Below are 24,573 nucleotides of genomic sequence, written 5' to 3' on the forward strand. Positions count from 1 at the left end.
CTCCTTTGTGATGAAGCTAGACGTTCAGCGGGTGTCGCTCCGCCTCGCGACTCGCTGTTGCAGCAGCACGGCGGCGATGATGATCAGGCCCTTGGCGAAGGTCTGGGTCGAGGTGTCGACGTTGTTCAGGGTGAAGACGTTGGTCAGCGTGTTGAAGATCAGCACGCCGAAGACGGTGCCGACGATGGTGCCGCGCCCGCCGGTGAGCAGCGTGCCGCCGATCACCACGGCCGCGATGGAGTCGAGCTCGTAGAGCCCGCCGTGGGTGGCGGTGCCGGTGGTGGTGCGCGCCGTCAGCATGACCGCGGCGATGCCGCAGGCCAGGCCGGTCAGCGCGTAGAGCATCACGGTGTGCCGCTTGACGGCGATGCCGGCCAGCCGGGCGGCCGTGGCGTTGCCGCCGACGGCGATGGTGCGGCGGCCGAAGGTGGTGCGGTTCAGCAGCACCCAGCCGGCCACGGAGACCGCCACGAAGATCCACACCAGGGTCGGTATGCCGAGGATCTCGCCGTTGATGGTGTCCTCGAAGCCGTCCACCTCGACGATCTGGTTGCGCTTGTCGGAGAGCATCTCGGCCAGGCCGCGGGCGCCGGCCATCATGGCCAGCGTCATGATGAACGGCGCCATCCCGCCGTAGGCGATCAGCACGCCGTTGATGACGCCGCACACGGTCGCCACCAGCAGCGCGGTGAACACGATGAGGCCCCAGTGGTAGTCCTCGGCCATCTCCTGGGTGGCCACCGTGGTGGACCAGACGGAGGCGAGGGCGACCAGGGAGCCGACCGACAGGTCGATGCCGCCGCCGATGATCACGAAGGTCATGCCGATGCTGATCACGCCGATCACCGCGGACAGGCGGAGGATGGTCAGCATGTTGTCGGTGTCGACGAACCGGTCCCCGGCGGTCCACGCGCCCACCCCGCACAGCAGGGCCAGGGCGATGACCAGGCCCAGGTTGCGGCCGGCGGGGCTGCTCATGAAGCGGGCGAACCCGGACCGCGGCGGTGCCGCGGCCGCGGCGGCCGCCTTCTCGACGCGGCCGTGCTCGTCGGCCGGTGGCGCGGCCGGGACGGGCCCGGCAGTCGTCTGCTCGCTCACCCTGTCACTCACGGACGCACCTCGCTTCCTTCCATCACCAGGTCCAGCACCCGGTGTTCGTCGATGTCCTCGGCGGGCCCGGTGTGCACGACCTGTCCCTCCCGCAGCACCAGCACCCGGTCGGCCAGGCCGAGGACCTCGGGGACCTCGCTGCTGACCAGCACCACGGCGACGCCCTCGTCCGCCAGCCGGCGGATCAGCGCGTAGATTTCGCTGCGCGCCCCGACGTCCACGCCCCGGGTGGGCTCGTCGAGCAGCAGCACCCGGCACTCCCGCAGCAGCCAGCGGGCCAGCACGATCTTCTGCTGGTTGCCGCCGGAGAGGGTGCGCACGGCGCGTTCCACGCCGGCGGGCCGCACGTCGAGCGCCTTCGTGTGCTCCTCGGCGGCCCGGCGCTCGCCCGCGCCGTTGAGGAAGCCGCCCCGGGCGAACCGCCCGAACGTGGCCAGGCTGACGTTGCGGTAGACCGACTCGTCGAGCAGCAGGCCCTGGCTCTTGCGTTCCTCGGGGCATAGCCCGACGCCCGCCGCGACGGCGGAGCCCACCGAACCGCGCCGCAGGCGCCGCTCGCCGACCATGACGGTGCCGGCGGCGGCCCTGCGGGCGCCGTAGACGGTCTCCAGGATCTCGGAGCGGCCCGAGCCGACCAGCCCGGCGAGGCCGACGATCTCGCCGGCCCGCACCTGGAAGCCGATGTCGGCGAACACCCCGGGAAGGGTGAGGCCGGCGACGTCGAGCACGACGGGCGCGCCGTCCAGCGGGCGCCGCTCGGGGAAGAGGTACTCGATGTCCCGGCCGGTCATCAGGTGGATCAGCTGGCTGGTGGGGGTCTCCTCGGCGGGCAGGCCCGAGGCCACCGTGCGCCCGTCCTTCAGCACCGTGACCCGGTCGCCGATCTCCCGGATCTCCTCCAGCCGGTGGGAGATGTAGATGACGGCCACGCCCTCGGCGGTGAGGTCGCGGATGACGGCGAAGAGCCGCCCGACCTCCTCCTGGTCGAGCACCGCGGAGGGCTCGTCCATGATGATCAGCCGCACGTCGTGGGAGAGCGCCCGGGCCATGCTGACGATCTGTTGGCCGGCGGCCGAGAGATTGCCGACGAGGGTGCGCGGGGATATCTCGGGGTGGCCGAGGCGGGCCAGCAGTTCGGCCGCGTTCCGGCGTATCTCGCCCCGGCGGGAGAAGCCCGCGGTGGCCGGCTCGTGGCCGAGGTAGATGTTCTCGGCGACGCTGAGCCCGTCCACCAGGTCGAGCTCCTGGTAGATGGTGGCGATGCCCTGGCGCATGGCGGCCATCGGGTGGCTGAGCCGCACCCGCTGGCCGCGCCAGACGATCTCGCCCTCGTCGGGATGGTGGGCACCGGAGAGCACCTTGATCAGGGTGGACTTGCCCGCGCCGTTCTGGCCGAGCAGGCAGTGCACCTCGCCCGGCCGGACGTCGAGTTCGACGCCGTCCAGGGCGCGGACGCCGGGGAACGTCTTGACGATGCCGCGCATCGCCAGCAACGTGTCCGGCACCGCGTCCTGCTTGGTCGTGTCCTGCTTGGTCGTTGGGGTTGTGTCCGTCACGCCGCGCCTCCAGACAGCCGGGTCGGGACCGAGGTGGGGTCGGTGAGCACGGCCTCGAGCGCCACGTGGGCGCCGCCGCGGCAGGCCGCGGTGAAGCCGAGCGAGGACAGCTCGATGCGGCAGCCGCCGCGTCCCGGCAGCACCACCCGCTTGTCCAGTTCGGCCTCCAGCGCCTCCCGGAAGAAGTCGCCGAGCACCGCGAAGTAGCCGCCGAGCATGAGGACCCGCGGGTTGAACAGGTTGATCAGGGTGGCCGTGCCCAGGCCCAGGCTGACGCCGATGGCGCGCAGCCCGCGCAGCGTTCGGCCGTCGCCGAGCTCCGCCCGGCGGCGGATCTCGGCGAGCCGGACCTCCAGGTCGACGGCCGGGTCGGCGACCCGGTCGGACGGGTCGGCCACCTCGCGGAGCAGGGCGGCCAGCCCGATCGACGTCTCCCAACAGCCGGACTGGCCGCAGCCGCAGGGCTGGGCCGGGTCGCCGATCGGCAGGTGGCCGATCTCGCCGCCGTAGCCCTGGGTGCCGCGGAGCAGGGCGCCGTCGACGATCACGCCGCCGCCGACGCCGGTCTCGCCGGTGATGTACAGCAGGTCGGACACGCCGGCCGAGGCGCCCATGGTGTGCTCCGCCAGGGCGCCGAGGTTGGCGGCGTTGTCGGTGTGCACGCCGGCCCGGATGCCGGCGCGGATCCTGGGGCGCAGCTCGCGGTCCGCGGTCGCGGCGCGGTCGGCGAGCCGGGCGGCCAGCTGGTCGGCCACGCCGACGTCGCGCCAGCCCAGGGTGGGCGCGTGCCGCAGCACGCCGGGCGCGGTCTCCACCATGCCGGGCAGCGCCACGGTGATGCCCGCCACCTCCCGGCCGCGCTCGCCGGCCGCGGCGATGCCGGTGGTGACGGCGGTGGCCAGCTCGTCCAGGGTGCGCTCGACGCCCAGCCGGGGCACGTCGAGCGGGGTGCGGGTGTAGAGCATCTCCTCACCCCGCAGGTCGAGTACGAGGACGGCGAGATGGTCGACGGTGACCTCGGCGCCGAGCCCGCAGATCCGGCCGTCGATCTCGACCGTCTGCCCGGGCCGGCCGACGCCGCCGCCGCGTTCCACCTCGCCGTCCCGCACCAGCCCCCGCTCGGCGAGCTCGGCCACCAGGCTGGAGACCGTGGCCTTGTTCAGCCCGGTGTCGGCGGCGATCCGGGCGCGCGAACGCGGTCCGGCCGCGCGCAGCTCGCGGAGCACCGTGGCCAGGTTGTGGCGCCGCAGGTGCTGTCCGTCACTCACCCGAGGCCTCCCCTCCCTGGCGGTGTCCCCGTGACATGAGTCACGGACGTTCGTCTGATGGCCCAACAAACTAGGAAGGCAGGAGTGCCCGGTCAAGAGCCTGGCGGCAGAATTTTCGCAGTCTCGGACGCTTGTATGCCGAACCGTTGTGAAACTTTCGACGGCGACTGGACAAAGTCGGGCCGTTTACCGTGCCGGGTGACCGCCTACGGGGTGGCGAAGACGGCGTCGCTGATGAGCGCCGCGGCCCCCACCACGCCCGCGTCGTCGCCCATCTCGCTGAGCACCACGGGGAGGTTGCCGGTGGCCAGCGGCAGCGACCGCCGGTAGACCACGCCGCGGATCTCCGCGAGCAGCGGATGGCCGAGCCGGGCCACCCGCCCGCCGATCACGATCAGGCCCGGGTTGAAGAACGACACCAGGCTGGCCAGCACCCAGCCGACCCGGTGTCCGCCGTCCCGCATCAGCTGCACGGCGTGCGCGTCGCCCTCGGCGATGGCCGCGGCCACGTCGGCGGCGTCGAGCTCGCCGCGCTCGGCGAGCCGCGTCGCCAGCGCCGGGGAACGGCCGGCGCGGGCCGCCGCCATCGCGTCCCTGGCCAGCGCCGAGCCGCCGAAGAACGCCTCCAGGCAGCCGGTGTTGCCGCAGGCGCAGGTCGGCCCGAACTCCTCGACCCGGATGTGCCCGATGTCGCCGGCGCAGCCGTCCACGCCGCGGTAGAGCTGGCCGTCCACGACGATGCCGCAGCCGACGCCGGTGCCGATCTTGACGAACAGGAAGTCCCTGGCGGTCTTGGCCACCCCGGAGTGCTGTTCGCCCAGCGCCATCACGTTCACGTCGTTGTCCAGCAGCACCGGGCAGCCCAGTTCGCGGGCGAGCGACTCGCGCACCGGATAGCCGTCCCAGCCGGGCATGATGGGCGGCGAGACGGGCACGCCGCTGTGGAAGTCGCACGGCCCCGGCACGCCGATGCCGGCGCCGGCCGGGCGCTCCACGCCCTGTTCCGAGAGCACCTTGCGGGTCAGCTCCAGGGCCCTGGCCAGCACGTGTTCGGGGCCGAGGCGCACGTCCATCTCCACGTAGCGCTGCCCGAGCACCGCCAACCGGCCGTCGGTGACGGCCACCGACATGGCGGTGGCGCCGATGGCGATGCCGACGAAGCGCAGTTCGGAGGAGAGGTCGACCAGCGTCGAGCGCCGGCCACCGCGGGAGGCGGCGGGACCGGCTCGTTCGGCGAGCCCGAGCTCGGTGAGGCGGGTCACCTCGCCGGCCATGGTGGTGCGGGACACGCCCAGCCGGTCGGCGAGCTCCACCCGGGAGAGCGGTCCCTCGTCGCGCAGCAGCTTCAGCACGCGTGCCTGGGTGGGCGTTTCCGGGCGTCCGGCGAGTGTGTAGGCCATGCCCAGATCATGCCAGCTTTCGAAAGTTTGCGTCGAAAGTTGGCTGGTATTCGTCTGGTCCGAACCGGCCCGTTCGTGCCCCGCGGCGCCCTCGCGCCCCGCCGCGCCGGCCCTCAGGTCATCGGACATGGGCGTCGACCCGCCGTCGTGGGGCGTGTGCGCGCCGCCGCGGCGGGCCACCGGCCGGGCCGTTCCCGTGCCGGTGGCCGCCGCGATGGTGGCCCTGGTGGGGCCGGGGTGCAACGCGCCGGCCGCTTCGCTGAGCGTTATTCATGATCAACTCCCGCCTTTCGCCGGGTTCCGGCGGAAGTTACACATCTATCGGGCAATGGTCAACGGGGCCGGTCTTCAATCCGCAACCCCAGGCCGATAGTCGGTCGGCTCCGCGCGCCACGCGCCACGCGGTCCCGGCTAGTCGAGCACCACCGTGGTGAGCGACCGCGGCGCCAGCTGCACGGCGAGCCGGCCGTCCGTCACCGTGGCGTCGCCGATCCGCTCCACCGCGTGGGTCTCGTCGGTGAGATAGACCGAGCCGCCGTCCGGCGCCGCGCCACCGGTCAGGTCGAAGGTCTGACTGACCGTGCCGGAGCCGGTGTTCAGTATCTCCACCACGACGCTGCCGTCCGCGTTGCGGAAGGCGGTGGCGTTCACCCCGCCGCCGCCCGACTCGGCGGCGATCCGGGTCGCGTCGGGGCGGATGAAGCGGCTGTACGCGGCCAGCGCCCACAGCCGGTCGGAGACGTGGTAGTCGGCGCCGTCCAGCTGGATCAGGGCGCGGGTGGCGCCGATCGAGGCACCGAACCAGTAGACGTACGCGCTCGCCCCGGCCTGCGCGAGCGTCGCGTGGATGTCCTCGGCGAGGCTCATCCCGTCGTAGCCGGTGCCGTCGTCCCACGCCTCGGTCCAGCGGTCGCCGTTCGGGTTCCACTCGGACATCCAGGTCGGCTGGTCGGTGGGCAGCGGGCTGCGGGCGGGATTCACGTACGGGTGTCCGGTGTGCACGTCGACGATGCCCGCGGCCACCGGGTCGGCCTCGATGGCGGCGCTGTACGGCCGCTGCACCTCCCAGCCGGCGGCGTCGCAGCACAGCACGTTCATCTCGGGGAACTCGGAGGCCGCGACGGTCGGGCCGAGCACCTTCACCATGTCCACGGCCTGCTGCGGGCTGAGCTGCATCGAGGCGTAGGAGGTGGCCAGGTCGGGCTCGTTGGTGAAGCCGAGGTCGGTGATCTCGACGCCCTCCTCGGCGTAGAACCGCGCGTACTGCACGAGGTAGTCGGCGTACGCCTGACGCCAGTCGCCGCTCGCGCACTGGGCGCCGGGCAGCCCGCACAGCGTGCCGCCGTTCGCGTCCGAACCGTTGGTCTTCATGTAGCCGGGCGCGCTCCAGGCGTCGGCGTAGAACCGCTCCACGCCGTACTCCTGGGCCTGTTGGGCCAGCCACACCTGCCCGCCGTCGTAGCCGTCCCAGACGTACCGCGGCTCGGCGTTCGGGCCGCCGGGGTTGGTCGGCTGGATCGACTTCATGTGGTCGTAGACCTCGTCCGACGAGGAGCCGATGCCCAGCCGCAGGATGCTGGAGCCGGCGCCCGCCTCCTGGTCGAACAGCAGGTCCAGCACCTCCCGCTGGTGCTCGGGGGTCAGTCCCTCGGCGCCGTTCACCTCGGCGCCGTTCATCAGGGCGGCGCGCTGGAACGCCTCGGAGATGCCGAAGCCGTCGATGGACTGCCGCGCCGCCCCGAGGTCGATGGTGCCGGCGGCCAGGCGCGCGTCGGTCTCGTCGGCGGACGCCGAGGCCAGGGGTAGCAGGGTCGCGGCCAGGGTCCCGACCAGGGCCGCGCGGATCAGCGTGATCACGAGAACTCACCTCTCTGTGATGGCCCCCTGAAAACTTCCGGAAGACTTCCGTAAGCGAGCCACACGCTAGGGACGCCCCGGACCCCGGTCAATCGGTCCGGCACCAAAGTGCCGTGTGGGGGCGGGAGTTCGCGTACCTCGGTCGGCGGCGGGGACACCATCGACCGACTGCGCGCGGGGCCTTCGCTCGGGAGGCTGAGGGCCGTTGGTCGAACGGAGAGCACGGGGAGGCGGAGGCGGACATGGGGAAGCGGACGATCAGCCGGGCGCGGTTCCTGGCCGGGGGCGGGGCCCTCGGCGTCGCGGCGGCGGTGGGAGCGCTCGGGGCGACGGGCGGCCTGGGCACGGCCGGCGCCGGCACCAGGACGGGTGCCGGGACCGGAGCGGGGAGCGAGGCGGGGACCGGTGGGGCGGGTGCGGGCGGCGGCGGGCTGACGCACCGCGGCGTGCTCTACGAGTGCGTGTCGGGCGAGTCGCCGGCGACCGGCTGGAGCGCCCGCCGGATGCGCCGGGACCTGCGGGTGATCCGCGACGAACTGCACGCCACCTCCGTCGGGGTGTTCGGCGACGGCGTGGAACGGCTCGCCGCCACGGCGACCGAGGCGGCCGAACGCGGCCTGCGGGTCTGGCTCCAGCCGCGGCTCGCCGACCGTCCGAAGCGGGAGATCCTGGACCATCTGGCGGAGACGGGCCGGGTGGCGGAGCGGCTGCGCCGCCAGGGCGCGGACGTGCACCTGAGCGTCGGCTGCGAGTTCCTGCTGTTCGTGCCCGGCATCGTGCCGGGCGACAACGTGCTGGAGCGGATCGAGAACGTGCTCGACGGGAACTTCGACCCGGAGCTGATGCAGCGGCGGCTGACCGACTTCATCGAGCGGTCGACCGCGGTCGGCAGGTCCGTCTTCGGCGGCCCGCTGACGTACGGCGCGGCGCACGGCGACGAGGTCGACTGGGACCTCTTCGACGTCGTCAGCGTCGACTACTACGAGTACCACCCCGACCGGTCGGGCTACGCCGCGGATCTCGCGCCGTACCGGCGCTGGGGCAAGCCGGTGGCGATCACCGAATGCGGCACCTGCACCTACGAGGGCGCCCCGCGGGACGGCGGCATGGGCTGGTACAGCGTCGACTACACGAAGGAGCCGGCGGAGATCAGAGGCGATCTGGTGCGCAGCGAGCGGACCCAGGCCGAGTACCTCGCCGAGGTGCTCGACGTCTACGAATCGATGAATCTCTACGCGGCGCTGGTGTACAGCTTCGTCAGCCCGGACTCCCCGCACTCGCCGGACCCCCGCTACGACCTGGACATGGCGAGCTACAGCCTCACGAAGCCGATCCGCGAGGACTTCCTGGACCCGGCGGCCGGCTGGCACTGGGAGCCGAAGGAGGCGTTCCACGCGGTGGCGGAGCGGTTCGCGCGGGCCGCGCGCCGCTGACCGCCGCCGCGCGGCGGAGCCGTGGTCACCGGCTCCGCCGCGCGGCGGCACGAGGGCGTCGGAACGGGGGCGTCGGAACGCGGTCGTCCGAACGGAGGGCTCAGGCGGTGTTGTTGGCCAGGGCGAGCAGCCGGTCCCGCGAGCCGTTGAACTTGTTCCGGTCCACGTTCCCCGAGACGCCGCTGACGGAGCCCGTCGAGGTGTACTGCCAGACCGTGTAGACCCCGAAGCCGCCTGGCAGGGTCGGGCTGCCGGTGGTCCAGTGCGCCACCCACAGCGGCGACTGCGAGGCCATGCCGGACCAGCTGCCGGTGCAGCTGTTCCACCAGCTCGGCGACGTGTAGATGACGACGTCGCGGCCGGTGCGCGCCTTGTAGGTGTTGTAGAAGTCCTGGATCCAGCTCCGCATCGAGGAGGTGGACAGGCCGTAGCAGGACGACCCGTACGGGTTGGCCTCGATGTCCAGCACGCCGGGGAGCGTCAGGTTGTCGGCCGACCAGGCGCCGCCGTTGGACGCGAAGAAGTTCGCCTGCGTCGCGCCGCTGGAGACGTCGGGACGGGCGAAGTGGTACGCGCCGCGGATCACGCCGGCGGCGTGCGCGGCCGGGTAGTTGGTGTCGAACCTGGGGTCCGTGTAGGTGGTGCCCTCGGTCGCCTTCATCCAGGCGAACTGGATGCCCGCGGACCGCACGGAGGACCAGTTGATCGAGCCCTGCCAGTGCGAGATGTCGATGCCCTGGGTGCCGCTGGTGTCGAGGGTGCTGACGCCGTCGTCGGCCTCGACACCCTCGTGTATCTGGGTGCCGACGCCCATGTACGCCTCGCCGGGCTCGAGCGAGTCGGTGGTGAGGGTGCCCGACGGCGGGCCCGAGGGGATCGCGGCCGGGGCGGCGCCGGCCGTCTGCGGGCTGGTCAGCAGCAGCGCGAAGACCGCCGTGAGCACGCCGACGAGGACGGCGGGCCTGAGGCGGGAGCGCGCGACGAGTGAGGGAAGGGATCTGCGGGAAAGCATGACTGTCTCCTGAGGCATCCGGAAGATCGCCGATGGGGGGACGGATCAGCAGTGCTTTGCACGCCCTTTACGAGGTCGCGTCACGAGTGACGCACGTAGACCCCCACGATGTGAAGACCTTTCATGTGAACTCTATGGTCTGTACCAATGAGTACGGGTCGCGCCTGCGGTGATGCGCGTGAGGCGGCGGAAACTTTCAGCTCGGGAAGCCGGAACCGCCGCCTCCTCTAGGGCGCGTCAGGTGTTCGGAGTGGTCGGAGGGTTCGGAGTGTCCCGAGGGGTCAGGGCTCGCCGGAGGAAGTCGAGTTCGAGGCGGAGCAGGGCGTCCGCCGTGCCCTCGCGGTCGACGAGGTGGCCGACGCCGGGCAGCGGCAGCACGGTGTGCGGGCGCCCGGCGGCGAGCAGCGCGGCCGAGAGCCGGAAGGCGTGGACCGGTCCCACGTTCTCGTCGGCGAGCCCGTGCACCAGCATCAGCGGGCGGCTCAGCCCCGCCGCGTGCGGCAGCAGCGAACTGCGCGCGTAGTTCTCGGGATGCAGCTCCGGATGGCCCAGATAGCGCTCCTCCCAGCACGCGTTGTACAGCCGGCGGTCGGTCGGCGCCGCCCCGGCGACCGCGGCGTGGAACACGTCGGGCCGGCGCAGCACCGCCCCGGCCGCCAGGTAGCCGCCGTAGGACCAGCCGCGGATGCCCACCCGGTCGAGGTCGAGCGCGTCGGAGCGCTCGGCCGCGTCGTGCAGCGCGTCGATCTGGTCGTCGAGGACGGGGCCCAGCCGGTCGCCGCGGATCGCCCGTAGCCAGGCGACGCCGCGGCCCGGGGTGCCGCGACCGTCCACGGCGAGCACCGCGAAGCCCTGTTCGGCGAACCACTGGGCGGCCAGGCTCCACCACCCCCGGGCCCGGGTGACGACCTGCACCGCCGGGCCGCCGTAGGGGCAGAGCAGCACCGGGAGCCGGCCCGCGCCCGGCTCGTACCAGGACGGCAGGTGCAGCCGGCCGTACGACTCGCGCCGGCCGAGCGTCAGACGCGTCGCGCGGGGCGTGACGAGCGGCTCCTCGGTCAGCACCGCGAGCCGGCCGGCGGTCCGGCCGCCGCGCAGCACCGTCACCGTCTGCCCGTCCTCGGTCCGGCTGTCCAGCACGAGCGTGTCGCCGCCGGCGACGGCCCGGTGCACGCCCGGCTCGGTCGTCAGCCGCTCGAAGCCGCGCCCGGCCGCGTGGCTCCACACATGCGTCTCGGTCGGCTCCTCGCTGGCGGTGAACCACACCCGTTCGCCGACCGCGGCCAGCACCTCGCGCACCTGGAGCCCCTCGGGGCCGACGACGTCACCGATCCGGACGGTGCGGGTGTCGCCGCGCACCTCCGGCAGCACCGGCAGGCCGGCGGCGGTCAGCGCCGGGGTGCCGGGGGTGACCGCCACCCAGTCCTCGTCGGTCGTCCGGTGCAGCGTCTCGACGGAGCCGTCCGCGGGATCGACCCGGAGTATCCAGGCCGTGCGCTGGTCGCGGCTCTGCACGGTGACCAGCGGGGCGGCGTGCGTCCAGTCGGCGATGACGTACTCGAAGGCGGGGCCCCAACCGTCCGCCGGGGCCTCGGCGGTGGGCACCTCGGCCGGCAGCCGCACCGGGACGTGACCGCCGTCGAGGCCGAGAAGGTGCAGCGTGACGCGCGGGTTGGGCGTGCCGGCGGCCGGATAGCGGTGGGTGGTGGCCGGACGTTCGGGGTCCGTGGGGTCGGCGAGGTGGCGGCGGCGCACCGGCGAGGCGTCCACCCTGGCCACCAGGAGGGCGTCGCCGCCGGGCGACCACCAGTAGCCGCGCGGGCCCGTGTTGGCCTCCGCCGCGTAGTAGGCGGCCCGGCCGTAGGTCACGTCGCCGGTCCCGTCGGGTGCCGCACCCGGGTCGGCGCCGGGGTCGGCCAGTGGCCTGTCGTCCGTGCCGTCCGCGCGCAGCACCCGCAGCACACCGCCGGCGAGGTACGCCACGTGGTCGCCGGCGGGCGAGGGCCGCGGGTCCCCGACGGGTTCGGGGCCCGCGGTCGGCAGGCGGCGTGGCGCGCCGCCGTCGGTGCGCACGGTCCACAGCGCGCCGCCCGCGACGTAGGCCACCAGCCGCGCCTCGGCGTCGGCCGCGTAGGCCGTCACGCCCGCGGCGTCGCCGGGGTCGGCGAGCAGCCGTTCGGCGCCGGCCTCGTGACACCACAGCAGGGCGCGCGGCTCCGTCCCGGAGACGGACCGCAGGAAGAGCACCCGCTCCCCGTCCCCGGAGACGGTGACGTCGCGTGGCGCGCCCAGCGAGAACCGGCGGGTCCGGGCGTACTGACGGGGGAACTTCTCCACATGTTCGGGGATGTCCATGTGCCTCTCACTCTCGACGGACGGATCGGTGTCGGACATGAAAAAGGCTCCAGGTCAATCGACCTGGAGCCGGCACATACCGCGGAACGCCACAGAACACTACGGAACACTACGGACGCGTTCCGTCCCCGGGACGCTATCAGACGCCGCCCCGACCCGGCCGTCCGGGATGACGTCGGGCGGCGTCGACCCCCGACCGACCGCCGACTGGTCACGCGCTGCTCCTGATCCGGCCAGGCCCAGGCCGCTCCCGTGTAACGTCCGCGCGTCAGCGTCACAGCCGTTCGTCGAGCACAGGAGGTCGTGATGAGAGCAGCTCAGGTGTCCCGAGGCGGTCGGGCCCGCAGACCGAGTGGGGCGGCGCTGGCCACCGTGGTGGGTGGTCTGGCCCTCACCCTGGCGCTGGCCCCCGCGGCGGCGCTGGCCGCCGAGGGGTCTGGACCCGACGTCATCGCGCACCGCGGCTCGTCGGGGATGGCGCCGGAGAACACGGTGGTCGCCAACGAGCTCGCCATCGAGCAGGGCGCCGACTTCGTGGAGATCGACGTCCAGCGCACCAGGGACGGCAGGTTGGTCAACTTCCACGACTGCACGATGGAGCGGACCACCGACATCGAGGAGGTCTTCCCCAACCGGTCCAGCTACCGGGTCTCGGACTTCACCTGGAACCAGCTGCGCCGGCTGGACGCGGGCTCCTGGTTCCACGAGGACTTCGCCGGCGAGCCGCTGATGACGGTGGACCAGGTGGTGCGCCAGGTGGACGGCCGGACCGGGCTGCTGGCCGAGATCAGCCCGTGCGGCCACTACGAGGGCATCGCGACCGACTTCGCCGAGTTCCTCCAGGCCCGGCCCGGCTACGTGGCGCGGGCGCTGTCCGCCGACCGGCTCGCGGTGCAGTCCTTCGAGCTGGACGACGCGCAGGAGTTCAACGCGCTGCTGCCCGGCGTGCCGATCGGCCTGCTGGACGCGGAGCGGCCCACGGAGGAGGAACTGGTCGCGCTGAGCGCCTGGGCGGACCAGGTGAACCCGCAGTACACGGTGACCGACCAGGCGCTGGTGGACCGGGTGCACGAGCTGGGCATGGTGATCAACGTGTGGACCGTGGACGAGCCCGGCGCGATGCGGCGGATGGTCGACCTCGGCGTCGACGGCATCATCACGGACTTCCCGCAGTCGCTCACCCAGCCCTGATCCGGGCGCCGTTCGGCCGGGCCGCGCGGATGCGCCGGCCCGGCCGGGGTGGTCGGTCGCAGGGGCGTCAGCCCATCGCGGCCGCGACCTCCTCACGCAACTGCGGCAGCATGTCGTGGAAGATGCCGGGGCACAGGGTCGCGCCGAAGTCCATGTGTCCGTAGAGCTCGGTCGGCGGGATGCCGTACTGCTGGCAGGCGTACGCGCACAGGGCGACCACGGAGTCCCACTGCTCGGTCGGCGGGACCGCGCCGTCGTGGTACGCGCCCTCGTTGCAGATGCCGATGCCGTTGGTGTTCTGGCCCGAGGTGTGCGCGCCGAACACGAAGCTGGTGCCGCCGAGCAGCGTCTCCAGGCTCCGGTGCCGACCCTCGGTGATCCAACCGCCGCGGCTGACAACGAAGTTGTAGCCGGTGTCGGACCAGCCGTTGTCGTCCATGTGCAGGTTCTGCACCCAGCGCGCGTGGGCGTGCGCCTGGGTCTGCGAGAAGTCGTTGGTGTTCGCGCTCACCGCGTGGTGGATGATGATCATGCTCGGCGTGTAGTCGAGTATGTCGATGGTTCCGGCCGGGGGTCGCGCGCCCCACACCTCGGTGCCATCGATCTGCGGTTGGGGAGCGGCGGCGGTCGGGGCCGCTCCGGCGGTGCCCGGCAGCGCGGCGCCGGCGACGCCCGCCGCGGTGACTCCCGCGGCGGCGGCGAACAGCATCCGGCGGCGAATCGCGTACTCGCGGTCCACGGTTTCTCCTTCGGAACGGCCCGGTGGGGGGACAGTTGTCGAGGCCACGTCATAGTGACGCACGTAGACCCGGGCGGCGTGAAGAGCCGTCAGGTCGCCTCTATGGTCGAGACCTGTGAAGAAGGGATACGCCTGGGGCGATGCGGCCTGGCCGCTCACAACTTTCACGCCCTGAAGGCGGGCATGGCCGCCACGACCCACGATCCATCACAATGTCATCACATTCTGCGCAAACTCCGCGCCGGGGCACGGACTTTACCGCCACCATCGCTCCACCCCCACATCACGCCCAGAGCACCGCCGTCCGCGCGAGCAGAGCGAGCAGAGGGGGAGTGCCGATGATCCAGCCGGACGACCGGCAGCCGTGGTCCGTGCCCGAGCACCCGGACGACGCGCCGCCCTCCTGGACACCACCCTCCTGGACACCGCCCTCCGGACGCCCCGGCGGACGCCGGCTCGGGCGTCCCGGCCGACAGCGTCGGCTCAGGACTCGCGCGCCGCGGCCTCGGTGGGCGCCGCGCCGCAGGACTCGCGGACGATCAGGCGGGGCTGCACGGTGAGCTGACGGGCCGACACCGGCTCCGTGGCGTCGAGTCGGTCGAGGAGGAGCCGCGCCGCCTGCTCGCCGATCTCCTGTTTGGGCGGCGCGACGGCGGTGAGCGGCACGTCGGCCAGCGCGGCGATCTCGTCGTCGTAGGCCACCAGCGCCATGTCCTCGGGGGTGCGCAGTCCCCGGGCGCGCAGCCGCTGCATCAGCTCGATGGCGTCGTGGTCGGAGTGCACCAGCGCGGCGCGGGTGCCGCTGGCCAGGCACGCCTCGATGAACGCGTCGTACTGGCGGGCCGCCTCCTCGGAGCCGAGGGTCGGCCGGCCGCCGTCCAGGGCCGGGGCCGCCGGCACCAGGTCGAGCCGTTCGACGGCCGCGGCGTGGCCCTCGCGGACCAGCGACGCCGTGGGACTGCCGTTGGTGTAGAGGCCGACCCGGTCGTGCCCCAGGTCCCGCAGGTGGCGCACCGCCGAGTAGGCGCCCTGCCGGTGGTCGGACACCACGAACTCGCACGGCTCGTACGGACTCTCCGGCTGGCGTTCCACCAGCACGAAGGGCAGCCCGCCGGCGCGCAGCCGGTCCAGGGTCTCCTGGCGGAGGTGGTGGCCGCCGGTCGAGGTCACCAGCAGGCCGGCGACGCCCGAGGAGTACAGCTCGTCGATCTGCCGCGCGTCGCGCGGCTGCGCGTAGTCGGTGAGGCCGATGACGACCCGGGCCCCCCGCTGGGCGGCGACGGCCCGCACGCCCGCGACGACCCGCGGGTAGTAGTAGGTGGCCGAGGGCACCAGCAGGCCCAGGGTGTGCCCGGCGGTCGGGGCGCCCGCACCCGGCGACTCCGCCGACTCGGGCCCGGTGCTCGCGTCGGCGTCGCCCGTGGGCTCCGCCAGCACGGCGCCGCCGCGCACCTTGGTCACCCGCCCGGCGGCGGCGAGATCGGCCAGGTCGCGCCGGATCGTCCCGCCGGAGACGCCGAAACGGGCGGCGAGTTCGGTGATCCGCACGGCCCCGGAGGCGCGCAGCTCCCGCAGCAGCAGCTCCTGACGCTGTGCGACGAGCAGGTCACTCATGCGCGCACCTCTCCCAGACCCTGAGCAGTTGTGGTGCATCGTAGGCGAAAATTGAAAGTCCTGAGAAGCCGGCCGCCCTGTCGACCAGTTCTTGCTCATCGTGCGCCCGGCGCGTGCGGCCCCGGGCCGGTCGCTGGCCGGTCGCAGGCAGGTCGCAGGCAGGTCGCGCGAAAGGGTCCTCCGGGCGGCGGCGACGCGCCACAATGTGGGACGCGACCGTCTCGTCCCTGAGGCGGGGGCCTCAAGGGGGAACGACAGGTGCTAGTGGTGACAGTGCCCGCGGCGGTGCGGGCGATCGGACCGGCGAACGGGAACGACTCGTGAAGCCGCTCACCGCCATGGACCCACGTGAGCTGGGCAGTTACCGGTTGTTGGGACGGCTGGGCACCGGTGGGATGGGCCAGGTGTTCCTCGGCCGGTCGCCGGACGGGCGGACCGTCGCGGTGAAGCTGATCCATCCGCACCTCGCCCAGGAGCCGGAGTTCCGGCGTCGTTTCCGGCATGAGGTCGCCGCCGCCCGGCGGGTGTCCGGCGAGTGGACCATGCCGGTGCTCGACTCCGACGTGGAGGCGGACATCCCCTGGCTGGCCACCGGCTTCGTGCCCGGCCCGTCCCTGACCCGGGTGGTGGACGAACTGCACGGCGCGCTCCCCGAGTTCGCGGTGTGGCGGCTCGCGGAGGGACTGGCCAGGGCGTTGGCGGCGGTGCACGAGGCGGGCGTGACGCACCGCGACCTCAAACCGTCGAACGTGCTGATCACCCTGGAGGGCCCGCGCGTCATCGACTTCGGCATCGCCCGCGCGACCGACGTCAGCGTCGCGACCCGCACCGGCGCGGCGGTGGGCTCGCCCGGCTACATGTCCCCCGAGCAGATCCGCGGCGAGCGCTCCACGGAGGCGAGCGACGTCTTCGGCCTCGGCGCCGTGCTGGCCTACGCGGCCACCGGAAACGGCCCCTTCGGCGGCATCGACTCCGCCGCCCACACGCTGATGCACCGGGTCCTCACCGAACCGCCCGCCCTGGACGACCTGACCGGGCCGCTGCGCGCACTGGTGGAACGCTGCCTGGCCAAGGACCCGGCGCAGCGCCCCGTTCCGGCGGAGATCGCCGAGGAGGCCGCGCGCCACCAGGACCCGGACGCGGCCGAGGGAGTGTGGCTGCCGCCCGCGCTGACCGCCCGGCTCGGCAAGGAGGCGGCGCGGCTGCTCGCCCTGGACGGCCGCTCCCCCGCCTCCGACGATCCGACCGGGACCCGGGTGTCCCAGCAGGAGCCGTCGACGCCCCACAACATGCCGACCATGACGTCGTCGGCGAGCGGCACCCCGCACCCGCCGAGCCCGCCGCCGTCCCACGCCACGCCGGCGCCCGGCCACACGCCGTCGCCCTATCCCGCGCCGGCGCCCGGCCACACGCCGTCAAGCTTTCCGACGCCGATGCCGGGCCACACGCCGTCCTCGTATCCGACGCCGATGCCCGGCTACGCCGTGCCGCCGCACGCGACCTCGCCCTGGCCCCAGCCCGCGCCGATGCATCCGCGCCCCGCGGTCGGGTATCCCCCGGTCGGCTACCCGGTGGCCGCCGCGTACGTGCCGTACTCGCCGTTCGGCTACGACCACCTCGGGCGGCCGCTCTCCAACAAGTCGAAGGTCGTCGCCGGCCTGCTCCAGATCTTCCTCGGCGTCTTCGGCGTCGGCCGCTTCTACACCGGCCACACGGGCATGGGCATCGCCCAGTTGCTGACCTGCGGCGGCTGGGGCGTCTGGGCCATCATCGACGGCATCATCTTCCTGGCCAGCAGCACCAGCACCGACTCCCACGGCCGGGTGCTCAGGGGCTGACGCGGGACGGTGCGGGGGCCGATTCCCGGCATCGGGAGGCGGCCCCCCTCGTCCTCGGCGGGGTCCGGTCAGGAGGCGGCGAGCAGGGTGACCGTGTCGATCACCCGGTGGGAGAAGCCCCACTCGTTGTCGTACCAGGCGACGACCTTGACGTGGCGGCCGTCGACGCGGGTGAGGGCGGAGTCGAAGATCGACGAGGCGGGGTTGCCCGTGATGTCCGAGGACACCAGCGGATCCTCCGAGTACTCGAGGATGCCGGCCAGCGGCCCCTCCGCCGCGGCGCGGTACGCCGCCAGCACGTCGTCGCGGGTCACGTCGCGGGCGACGGTGGTGTTGAGCTCGACGATCGAGCCCACCGGAACCGGCACCCGGATCGAGTCGCCCGACAGCTTGCCGTCGAGGTTCGGCAGCACGAGGCCGATCGCCTTGGCGGCGCCCGTCGTGGTCGGCACGATGTTGACGGCGGCGGCGCGGGCGCGGCGGGCGTCGCGGTGCGGGCCGTCCTGCAGGTTCTGCTCCTGCGTGTAGGCGTGCACCGTCGTCATGAAGCCGTGCTCGATGCCGGCGAGCTCGTCGAGCACCGCGGCCAGCGGGGCGAGCGCGTTGGTCGTGCACGAGGCGTTCGAGACGATGGTGTGCCGGCCCGGCTCGTACGCGTCGGTGTTGACGCCGAACGCGAGCGTGACGTCGGCGCCGTCCGACGGCGCGGTGACGAGCACCTTCCTGGCGCCCGCGTCGAGGTGGGCGCGGGCGGCCTTGGCCGACGTGAAGCGGCCGGTCGCCTCCAGCACGACGTCGACGCGGAGCTCGGCCCACGGCAGCTGCCCGGGTTCCCGCTCGGCGAGCACGCGGATGCGGCGGCCGTCGACGACGAGGGTGTCCCCGTCGACGGTCACCGGGCGGCCGAGCCGGCCGGCCGTGGTGTCGTAGGCGAGCAGCCGCGCCAGGGTGGCGGGCTCCGTGAGGTCGTTGACGGCGACGACATCGAGGTCGCTGTCGCGTTCGAGCAGCGCGCGCAGCACATTGCGTCCGATGCGGCCGAAACCGTTGATGGCGATGCGAGTCATGAGAGCTGTTCCTTTCTCCTCGTCCTCAGGTTCGCGCCCGGTATCCGCCCGCGACAGCGGCCCGATCGCCATGGTCCGCGAGGATCTCGCCACCCGGATCTCGCCACGCGGGGGCGGGTCATTCGCCCTGGGCGAAGGTGCGCCGGTAGTCGCTCGGCGTGGTGTCGAGGATGCGCTGGAAGTGCAGCCGCAGGTTCGCGCCGGTGCCGAGGCCGACGTCGGCGGCGATCTGCTCGACGCTCCGCTCCGACCGTTCGAGGAGTTCGCGGGCCACGTCGATCCGGGCGCGCAGCACCCACTGCATCGGCGTGTACCCGGTGTCCTCGACGAAGCGCCGCGAGAACGTCCGGGTCGACACCCCGGCGTGCCGGGCGAGCGCCCCGAGGGTGAGGGACTCGCCGAGCCGGTACAGCGCCCACTCGCGGGTGGCGGCGAACCGCTCGCCGAGCGGCTCGGGCACGCTGCGCGGCACGTACTGCGCCTGGCCCCCGCTGCGGTAGGGGGCGGCGACCAGGCGGCGGGCCGCGTAGTTCGACGCGGCCACCCCGAGGTCGCCGCGCAGCACGTGCAGGCACAGGTCGATGCCCGAGGCGGCGCCGGCCGACGTCAGCACGCTGCCCTCGTCGACGAACAGGACGTTCTCGTCGACCCGAACGCGCGGATGCTTCGCCGCCAGCGCCCGGGTGTAGTGCCAGTGGGTGGTGGCGCGCCGGCCGTCGAGCAGGCCGGTGGCGGCGAGCGCGAACGCGCCCGTCGAGATGGCGGCGAGCCGCGCGCCCCGGTCGTGGGCGGCGACCAGCGCGTCGATCACGGCCCGCGGCGGGTCGTCGCGGTCCGGGAACCGGTATCCGGGGACGAAGACGATGTCGGCCCAGGCCAGCGCGTCGAGCCCGTGCGCGACGTCGTACGACAGGCCGTCGCCGCCGGTCACGAGGCCGGGCGTCGCGCCGCACACCCGCACCTCGTACGGCATGCTCGCGCGGGTCGTGAAGACCTGCGCGGGAATGCCGACGTCGAGCGGTTTCGCGCCCTCCAGCACGAGGACGGCGACGCGACGCAGGCGGGAGGCTGACACGGGAGACGAGGGTACGCGGGGGCGCGGCGCCGACACGCCGGCCGCGGCCCCACTCACCGATGACACGGCCGAGGCCCGGGACCGACACCGGAGTCAACGCCGAGGCCAGGGCCGAGGTCTGGGTCGAGGCCGGGTCCAAGGCTGAGGTCGACGCCAGGGCCAAGGCTGAGGTCGGGGTCAACGCCGAGGCCGGGTCAGGGCCGAAGCCGGGGCCGGGGCCAACGCCAAGGTCGGGGCCGGGGCCGGGGGTGTCGGCCCGCGCCGGGGCCGGGGGCGGGCCCTCGTGCCGGTCTCCGCCTCGGGCCGCCCGGCCCGACCACATCCGGCCACGCGGTCTTGCGGCGGCTCCCCCACGGCTCCACCCTCTGGCGGTGGCCGGCGCCGCCGCGCGCCCCGCAGTCGGGCCAGCACCGCGGCACCGCGCGTTCCACCGCACCGTCCGAGATCCATCCCCCGAGCCATCCGCCACCCGGCTTCCCCGGAAGGAAGACCCGACGATGAGCCGCATCACCTCCATGGGACGGACGGCGCCGCGCGCCGCCGTGTTGGCCGCCGCCGCGCTGGCGGCGTTCGCCGTCCCGCTGACCGCGCACGCCGAACCGCCCGGCACGGAGACCAAGTTCGCCGCCGACACCGGCGACGACTGCCTGCTGGGCAGCACCAGGGGCGTCATGACGTGGAAACCGGCCCTCGCAGGCGAGCACATCACGGTCGACATCCTGGGCACGGTCACCGACGGCAGCGCCGTCTGCGACTTCGTCCAGGACGACGGGAGATACGCGGTCGCCTCGTTCGCCGCCTATTCGGGCGACCGCCTCGTCGAGGAGGGGGCCGCCGAGGCCGACAACGGCGCCGAACCCGTCTCCCTGTCCATCACCGCCCCCGTCATCGACCGCATCGTCGTCCAGGTGTGCCGCTACCCGTTGGGCACCGACCCGGCCACCGCCCCCGGCACCTGCGGCCAGCCCCGGACGACCGACCGCCCCTGATCTCCGGCCGGTGCCCCGGCGGTGGGCGGTGCCGCCGGGGCACGGGCGCTACCTCACACGTGAGGCCCGCGGATCACTGGTAGCTGACGCTGAACTGGTTGGTGACGAAGTCGAGTCCGCCCGACGACGAGGTGATCTCGTAGCCGAACTGGACGTCGCCGATGGGCTCGCTGGAGCTGATCCAGCCGCGGCCGGCGATCCAGCGGAGGATGGGCAGGATGTCGACGGTGCCGGCGGAGGTGTCGCCGGTGCGCATGAACGAGTAGACGTTGTTGCTGCCGTTGCTGCCCCGGTAGACGTCCCAGGTGTGGCCGCCGACGCTGACCTGGGTCTGGTACGTCCCCAGCGGGCCGACCGGGCCGTACCAGTTCATCCAGAGCATGACCTCGTGGTCGTAGTCGGTGTCCCAGATGTCGTACGCGGTGTTGTACGCGCCCGCCGACGGGACGCTGACGTTGAAGGTGCTGGTGAGCGAGGAGAGCTGGTTGAGGTTGCGGTTCACCACGCGCTTGGCGTTGGGGTAGGACTTGATGCCGCCGGTGTTCGGGTGGTTGGCCCACACGCCCCAGTTGCTGTAGCTGTTGGCCCACATGCCCTGGTATCCGGCGCCGCCGCCCCAGATGTTGTTGTAGAGCGTGTAGCCCCCGTTGTCCCACTGGCCCCACTGCTGGTCGGTCGACCAGGTGGCGGCGTGGGCGGGTGACGTGCTCACCCCGACGAACGCCGCCAGGGCGACCACCGGGGTGAGGAGTCTCAGGAACGATCTTCGTGCGGCACGTCTCACGGTTCGTGTCTCCCTAGGTCGGTCCCGCCGGGGCGGGACGGTGTGTGGTGCGGGCCGGGACCCGGGGCCGCGGCTCCGGGACGGTCCCGACCGACCTCCTCGGAGCGGGGTCGCGAGGAGGAAGCCGTGAGGAGCGGGAGGAGCGGGAGAGAGGGAGAGCGGGAGGAGCCTGTGGCGGAACGGTCAGCCGTGACACGCGCGCGGACGGTGGTGCGTGAGGCGGATCATCGAAGCGCTTCGATCGCGATGAGGGTAGGACCGCTCGCCGGGTCGCACAAGCCCTGCGGACGGAAAAACCAATGACCGAGAGTCCAGGCGTTGTTGACCGGGAGAGGAACGACGTTCCCCCGTCGGGGCAGACGCCGCCGGGAAGGGCTCTGTTCCGAGGCCAGCATCGAAGCGCTTCACACGTGCCGCCGCGCCGCCGGGGCCTCCGGGCTCGTTCCGGTCAGCTGGCCGAGCCGGGGCCCGCCAGGGGGTCGACGTCGTTGGCGTGCATCGGCCCGCCGCAGTGGGTGCAGCGCAGGTCGACGTCGCTGACCTCGCCGCACGCGCGGTGGCGGTAGAGCACGGGCGGGCCGGCCTCGCCGGCGAGCCATCGGTCCCCCCAGCGGGTCATGACCATGAGCAGGTCGACCAGCTCGGTGCCCTTCGGGGTGAGCACGTACTCGTAGCGCGGCCGCCGGTCGTAGGGGCGACGCTCGACGACGCCCTGGTCGACGAGGTGGTTCAGCCGCTCGGTGAGCACCTTGCGCGAGATCCCGAGGTCGGCCTGGAGCTGCTCGAAGCGGGTGAGCCCGACCCATATGTCGCGCAGGACCAGCGGCGACCAGGGCTCCCCGATGACGTCGAGCGTCCGCGCGATCGAGCACGCCATCCTGCTGAAGTCCGTGCGCTGCATGAAACCAGTCTAGCAATCGGGGTTCCCTGAGGGAACTCTGGATGCTACGGTCCCAGAGTCTCTTCAGGGAACCCCAGAAAGGACCACGGAGATGAGCAAGGTCATCAGCGCCCACGCGGTGTCGGTCGACGGGTACATCACCGGCCGCGAGCCCGGCCCCGGAAACGGGCTCGGCGACGGAACGACCCTCTTCGACTGGTACTTCGACGGCGACACGCCCAGCCAGGTCTTCGACGGGTTCAGACTGAGCGAGCCCAGCGCGCGCGTCTTCGACGCCCTCGCCGCGCGCGTGGGCGCCATCGTGGCGGGCCGCAACACCTACGAGGACTCCGACCACTTCGGGGGCGGCAGCCCGCACCCGACGGCCCGGCTGTTCGTCCTCAGCCACCGGCCGGCCCCGGAGATCACCGAACGGCAGACCCTCGTCACCGGCGGCATCGAGGACGCCGTCGCCGCGGCCCGCGAGGCCGCCGGCGACAGGGACGTCGGCCTCATGGGCGGCGGCGCCCTGACCGCGGCGTTGGCCGCGGGGCTCGTCGACGAGGTGGTCCTCCACCAGGTGCCCGTCCTGCTCGGCGGCGGCCGGCCCTTCTTCCAGGCGCTGCCCGAACACGTGCGCCTGCGCCTCGTCGAGGCCGTCCCGACGCCCGGCGTCACCCACCTCCACTACGAGGTCCAGCGATGACCCCCGCCGCCGACCCCCGCCGGAAGCCCAGCCACGACCCACACCAGGAGATGACCACGATGCTCGACCCCGACGTGCGCCGCGTGCTCGACGGCACCCCGATCGCCCACCTCGCCACCGTCCTGCCCGACGGCGCCCCGCACTCCGTCCCCGTCTGGATCGGCACGCGCGGCGACCAGCTCGTGTTCCTCACCGGACCCGGCACCCGCAAGGCCCGCAACCTGCGCCGCGACCCGCGGGTCGCGCTCTCCCTCGCCCCGGCGGACAACCCGTTCGAGCCGGTCGTCGTCCGCGGCCGGGTCGTCGAGTGGCTGGCGGGCGACGCGGCCTGGACGATCGTCGACGAGCTGTCCGGCAAGTACATCGGTCAGCCCTACCCGCGAGACCAGGAACGCGTCGTCGCGGTCATCGAACCCGAGCGACAGACGGTGGGTGTCGCCTAGCCGGCCACGGCCACGACAGCGGGGGCCGGGGCCGGGGCCCCGCCGGATGGGCGGTGTCCGGCGGGGCCGTGAAAGGGTCGGCGTCGCGCCGGGCTCAGAACGTGACGTCGCTGCAGGTGAAGTAGATCTGGTCGCCGTGCGAGGCCTTCCAGATCGTGTAGACGACGTGGTGGCCGCTGCGTCCCGGCGCGCTGACGTCGGCGTAGTAGTGACTGTTCGGGGCCTGCTTACCGGTCTCGGCGACCAGTTCCAGGTCGGCCCAGTCGAGGGCGTCGGTCCTGGCGTCGTAGCCCTGCTTGGTCACGTAGACCAGGAGGTAGTCGGCGCCGTGCTTGGCCTCGTCGAAGAGGTCGACGGTGAAGCTGCTGTCCACCTGGGTGGTCCGCCACGCCCCGGGGGTGTCCATGGGCGCGTAGCGGCCGCTGTCGGTGAGGCCGGCGCTGCACAGCTGGTTGTCGGGGATGTAGGCCTGGAAGTCGCCGCCGGTGCCCTCGCGGTAGAGGGCGTTCCAGAGCCACATGGCGCCGGTGGGGCTCTGCCATGCCTGGTAGCACATGGGATCTTGCTGCTCCATGTCCGGGTTCATCCAGTCGCTGCCCCAGCGCAGGTAGCAGCCGTAGATGCGGGAGAGGGGGTCGGCGACCGAACCGTGGGCGGCGGCGGGCGGGGTGGACCACGGGGTCAACAGCAACGTGGCCGCGGCCAGGGCCGCCAGCAGGGTGCGGAAGGGCCAGCTCGATGCGCCGGCGCGGTCGGGTCGACCGTCGTGCCGGCGGCCGTGTCGGAGGTCGTGTCGGAGGGATAACACTGCGGCTCCTCGCTTCTCTCACTGTGGGGGGTCGGGGATCTTCGGATCCTGTGGTGGCTCGTCAGGCGGCTCCTCCGTCCTCGTCGAGGAGCCGCTGGTAGAAGTCGCGCAGCTCGTCGCCGCCGTTGCGACGCCAGTCGTCGACCGCGTTGCGCAGGTCGCGGAGGGACCGGCGGCCGCGGACCACGTTGACGTCAACGGCCCTTTCGTGGTGCTGCTCGTCGAGGCGGACGGCCGGGCCACCGCGTCCCTCCGCCGGCTCGGCCCCTGCGCACGCCCGGCGGGGCGGGTGATGTCCCGGCGGGCTGGGCCGTCGCGCGCCAGCCTCCGCACGAGCACCTACCGAGCCGACGGTTGACGCCGGATCGGCAACATCAACCGCTTGATGTCAGATAGTTTCGCACTCTTACATCCGACAGTTTCTCCGGGAAGCGTAGCGACGGCCCTG

21 protein-coding genes are annotated in these 24,573 nt (G+C 73.0%); 6 read left to right on the plus strand and 15 right to left on the minus strand.

Going from position 1 to position 24,573, the window contains the following annotated elements; all coding sequences use genetic code 11:
• Window positions 1–24: 24 nt before the first annotated feature.
• The 5 genes from ABGB06_RS11955 to ABGB06_RS11975 form a co-directional block, all read right to left on the minus strand.
• Window positions 25–1,110: an ABC transporter permease gene (locus ABGB06_RS11955; RefSeq protein ID WP_347588187.1), complete on the minus strand. Its 1,086-nt coding sequence runs from the start codon at window positions 1,108–1,110 to the stop codon at window positions 25–27.
• Complete coding sequence (locus tag ABGB06_RS11960) at window positions 1,107–2,594, minus strand: sugar ABC transporter ATP-binding protein (RefSeq protein ID WP_347588404.1); 1,488 nt, start codon at window positions 2,592–2,594, stop codon at window positions 1,107–1,109. The genes ABGB06_RS11955 and ABGB06_RS11960 overlap by 4 nt, the downstream gene beginning before the upstream one ends.
• A 68-nt stretch (window positions 2,595–2,662) precedes the next feature.
• Entirely contained in the window at window positions 2,663–3,934 is a 1,272-nt protein-coding gene (locus ABGB06_RS11965; RefSeq protein WP_347588189.1) for an ROK family transcriptional regulator, read from the minus strand.
• Window positions 3,935–4,140: 206 nt separating this feature from the next.
• On the minus strand, window positions 4,141–5,334 hold the full coding sequence (locus ABGB06_RS11970) for an ROK family transcriptional regulator (RefSeq protein WP_347588191.1): 1,194 nt from the start codon (window positions 5,332–5,334) through the stop codon (window positions 4,141–4,143).
• A gap of 411 nt (window positions 5,335–5,745) precedes the next feature.
• A complete protein-coding gene (locus ABGB06_RS11975) occupies window positions 5,746–7,191 on the minus strand; it encodes a glycoside hydrolase (RefSeq protein WP_347588193.1) in 1,446 nt (481 codons plus the stop codon).
• Window positions 7,192–7,433: 242 nt separating this feature from the next.
• On the opposite strand from ABGB06_RS11975, the gene ABGB06_RS11980 reads away from it, so the two are divergent.
• On the plus strand, window positions 7,434–8,624 hold the full coding sequence (locus tag ABGB06_RS11980; RefSeq protein ID WP_347588195.1) for an abortive phage infection protein: 1,191 nt from the start codon (window positions 7,434–7,436) through the stop codon (window positions 8,622–8,624).
• A gap of 100 nt (window positions 8,625–8,724) precedes the next feature.
• Here ABGB06_RS11980 and ABGB06_RS11985 read toward each other — a convergent pair whose 3' ends face one another.
• Window positions 8,725–9,636 carry a lysozyme gene (locus ABGB06_RS11985; RefSeq protein WP_347588197.1) on the minus strand — a complete coding sequence of 304 codons (912 nt, stop codon included), beginning with the start codon at window positions 9,634–9,636 and terminating at the stop codon, window positions 8,725–8,727.
• Between the two features lie 237 nt (window positions 9,637–9,873).
• Window positions 9,874–12,030 (minus strand): prolyl oligopeptidase family serine peptidase, encoded by a 2,157-nt coding sequence (locus ABGB06_RS11990; RefSeq protein ID WP_347588199.1) that lies wholly within the window; start codon window positions 12,028–12,030, stop codon window positions 9,874–9,876.
• A gap of 267 nt (window positions 12,031–12,297) precedes the next feature.
• On the opposite strand from ABGB06_RS11990, the gene ABGB06_RS11995 reads away from it, so the two are divergent.
• The gene (locus ABGB06_RS11995) at window positions 12,298–13,182 is read left to right on the plus strand and encodes a glycerophosphodiester phosphodiesterase family protein (protein WP_347588201.1); all 885 of its coding nucleotides are present in this window, start codon (window positions 12,298–12,300) and stop codon (window positions 13,180–13,182) included.
• Between the two features lie 67 nt (window positions 13,183–13,249).
• Here the strand turns inward: ABGB06_RS11995 and ABGB06_RS12000 are convergent, their stop codons facing one another.
• Together ABGB06_RS12000 and ABGB06_RS12005 are read right to left on the minus strand one after the other, a co-directional pair.
• Window positions 13,250–13,891: a peptidoglycan recognition family protein gene (locus tag ABGB06_RS12000; RefSeq protein WP_347588406.1), complete on the minus strand. Its 642-nt coding sequence runs from the start codon at window positions 13,889–13,891 to the stop codon at window positions 13,250–13,252.
• Between the two features lie 513 nt (window positions 13,892–14,404).
• Window positions 14,405–15,535, minus strand: a complete 1,131-nt coding sequence (locus tag ABGB06_RS12005) for a substrate-binding domain-containing protein (protein ID WP_347588203.1) — start codon at window positions 15,533–15,535, stop codon at window positions 14,405–14,407.
• Between the two features lie 338 nt (window positions 15,536–15,873).
• Here ABGB06_RS12005 and ABGB06_RS12010 point away from each other — a divergent pair, with 338 nt between their 5' ends.
• A complete protein-coding gene (locus ABGB06_RS12010) occupies window positions 15,874–17,373 on the plus strand; it encodes a protein kinase (RefSeq protein ID WP_347588205.1) in 1,500 nt (499 codons plus the stop codon).
• 68 nt (window positions 17,374–17,441) lie between these two features.
• Here the strand turns inward: ABGB06_RS12010 and gap are convergent, their stop codons facing one another.
• Together gap and ABGB06_RS12020 are read right to left on the minus strand one after the other, a co-directional pair.
• Window positions 17,442–18,440 carry a type I glyceraldehyde-3-phosphate dehydrogenase gene (gene gap / locus ABGB06_RS12015; protein ID WP_347588207.1) on the minus strand — a complete coding sequence of 333 codons (999 nt, stop codon included), beginning with the start codon at window positions 18,438–18,440 and terminating at the stop codon, window positions 17,442–17,444.
• A 118-nt stretch (window positions 18,441–18,558) separates the two neighbouring features.
• The gene (locus ABGB06_RS12020) at window positions 18,559–19,515 is read right to left on the minus strand and encodes a helix-turn-helix domain-containing protein (RefSeq protein ID WP_347588209.1); all 957 of its coding nucleotides are present in this window, start codon (window positions 19,513–19,515) and stop codon (window positions 18,559–18,561) included.
• A 497-nt stretch (window positions 19,516–20,012) separates the two neighbouring features.
• Here ABGB06_RS12020 and ABGB06_RS12025 point away from each other — a divergent pair, with 497 nt between their 5' ends.
• Entirely contained in the window at window positions 20,013–20,504 is a 492-nt protein-coding gene (locus tag ABGB06_RS12025) for a hypothetical protein (protein ID WP_347588211.1), read from the plus strand.
• Window positions 20,505–20,577: 73 nt separating this feature from the next.
• Here ABGB06_RS12025 and ABGB06_RS12030 read toward each other — a convergent pair whose 3' ends face one another.
• Together ABGB06_RS12030 and ABGB06_RS12035 are read right to left on the minus strand one after the other, a co-directional pair.
• Entirely contained in the window at window positions 20,578–21,288 is a 711-nt protein-coding gene (locus tag ABGB06_RS12030) for a hypothetical protein (RefSeq protein WP_347588213.1), read from the minus strand.
• Window positions 21,289–21,736: 448 nt separating this feature from the next.
• Window positions 21,737–22,189, minus strand: a complete 453-nt coding sequence (locus ABGB06_RS12035) for a helix-turn-helix domain-containing protein (RefSeq protein WP_347588214.1) — start codon at window positions 22,187–22,189, stop codon at window positions 21,737–21,739.
• A gap of 91 nt (window positions 22,190–22,280) precedes the next feature.
• On the opposite strand from ABGB06_RS12035, the gene ABGB06_RS12040 reads away from it, so the two are divergent.
• Together ABGB06_RS12040 and ABGB06_RS12045 are read left to right on the plus strand one after the other, a co-directional pair.
• Window positions 22,281–22,874, plus strand: a complete 594-nt coding sequence (locus ABGB06_RS12040) for a dihydrofolate reductase family protein (RefSeq protein WP_347588216.1) — start codon at window positions 22,281–22,283, stop codon at window positions 22,872–22,874.
• The gene (locus ABGB06_RS12045; protein ID WP_347588217.1) at window positions 22,871–23,317 is read left to right on the plus strand and encodes a PPOX class F420-dependent oxidoreductase; all 447 of its coding nucleotides are present in this window, start codon (window positions 22,871–22,873) and stop codon (window positions 23,315–23,317) included. The genes ABGB06_RS12040 and ABGB06_RS12045 overlap by 4 nt, the downstream gene beginning before the upstream one ends.
• A gap of 94 nt (window positions 23,318–23,411) precedes the next feature.
• Here ABGB06_RS12045 and ABGB06_RS12050 read toward each other — a convergent pair whose 3' ends face one another.
• A complete protein-coding gene (locus ABGB06_RS12050) occupies window positions 23,412–24,035 on the minus strand; it encodes a lytic polysaccharide monooxygenase auxiliary activity family 9 protein (protein WP_347588408.1) in 624 nt (207 codons plus the stop codon).
• A gap of 151 nt (window positions 24,036–24,186) precedes the next feature.
• On the minus strand, window positions 24,187–24,312 hold the full coding sequence (locus tag ABGB06_RS12055; RefSeq protein ID WP_347588218.1) for a hypothetical protein: 126 nt from the start codon (window positions 24,310–24,312) through the stop codon (window positions 24,187–24,189).
• Window positions 24,313–24,573: the final 261 nt, after the last annotated feature.

The sequence above is a fragment of the Streptomyces sp. B6B3 genome (assembly GCF_039871525.1).
Classification (GTDB): domain Bacteria; phylum Actinomycetota; class Actinomycetes; order Streptomycetales; family Streptomycetaceae; genus Streptomyces.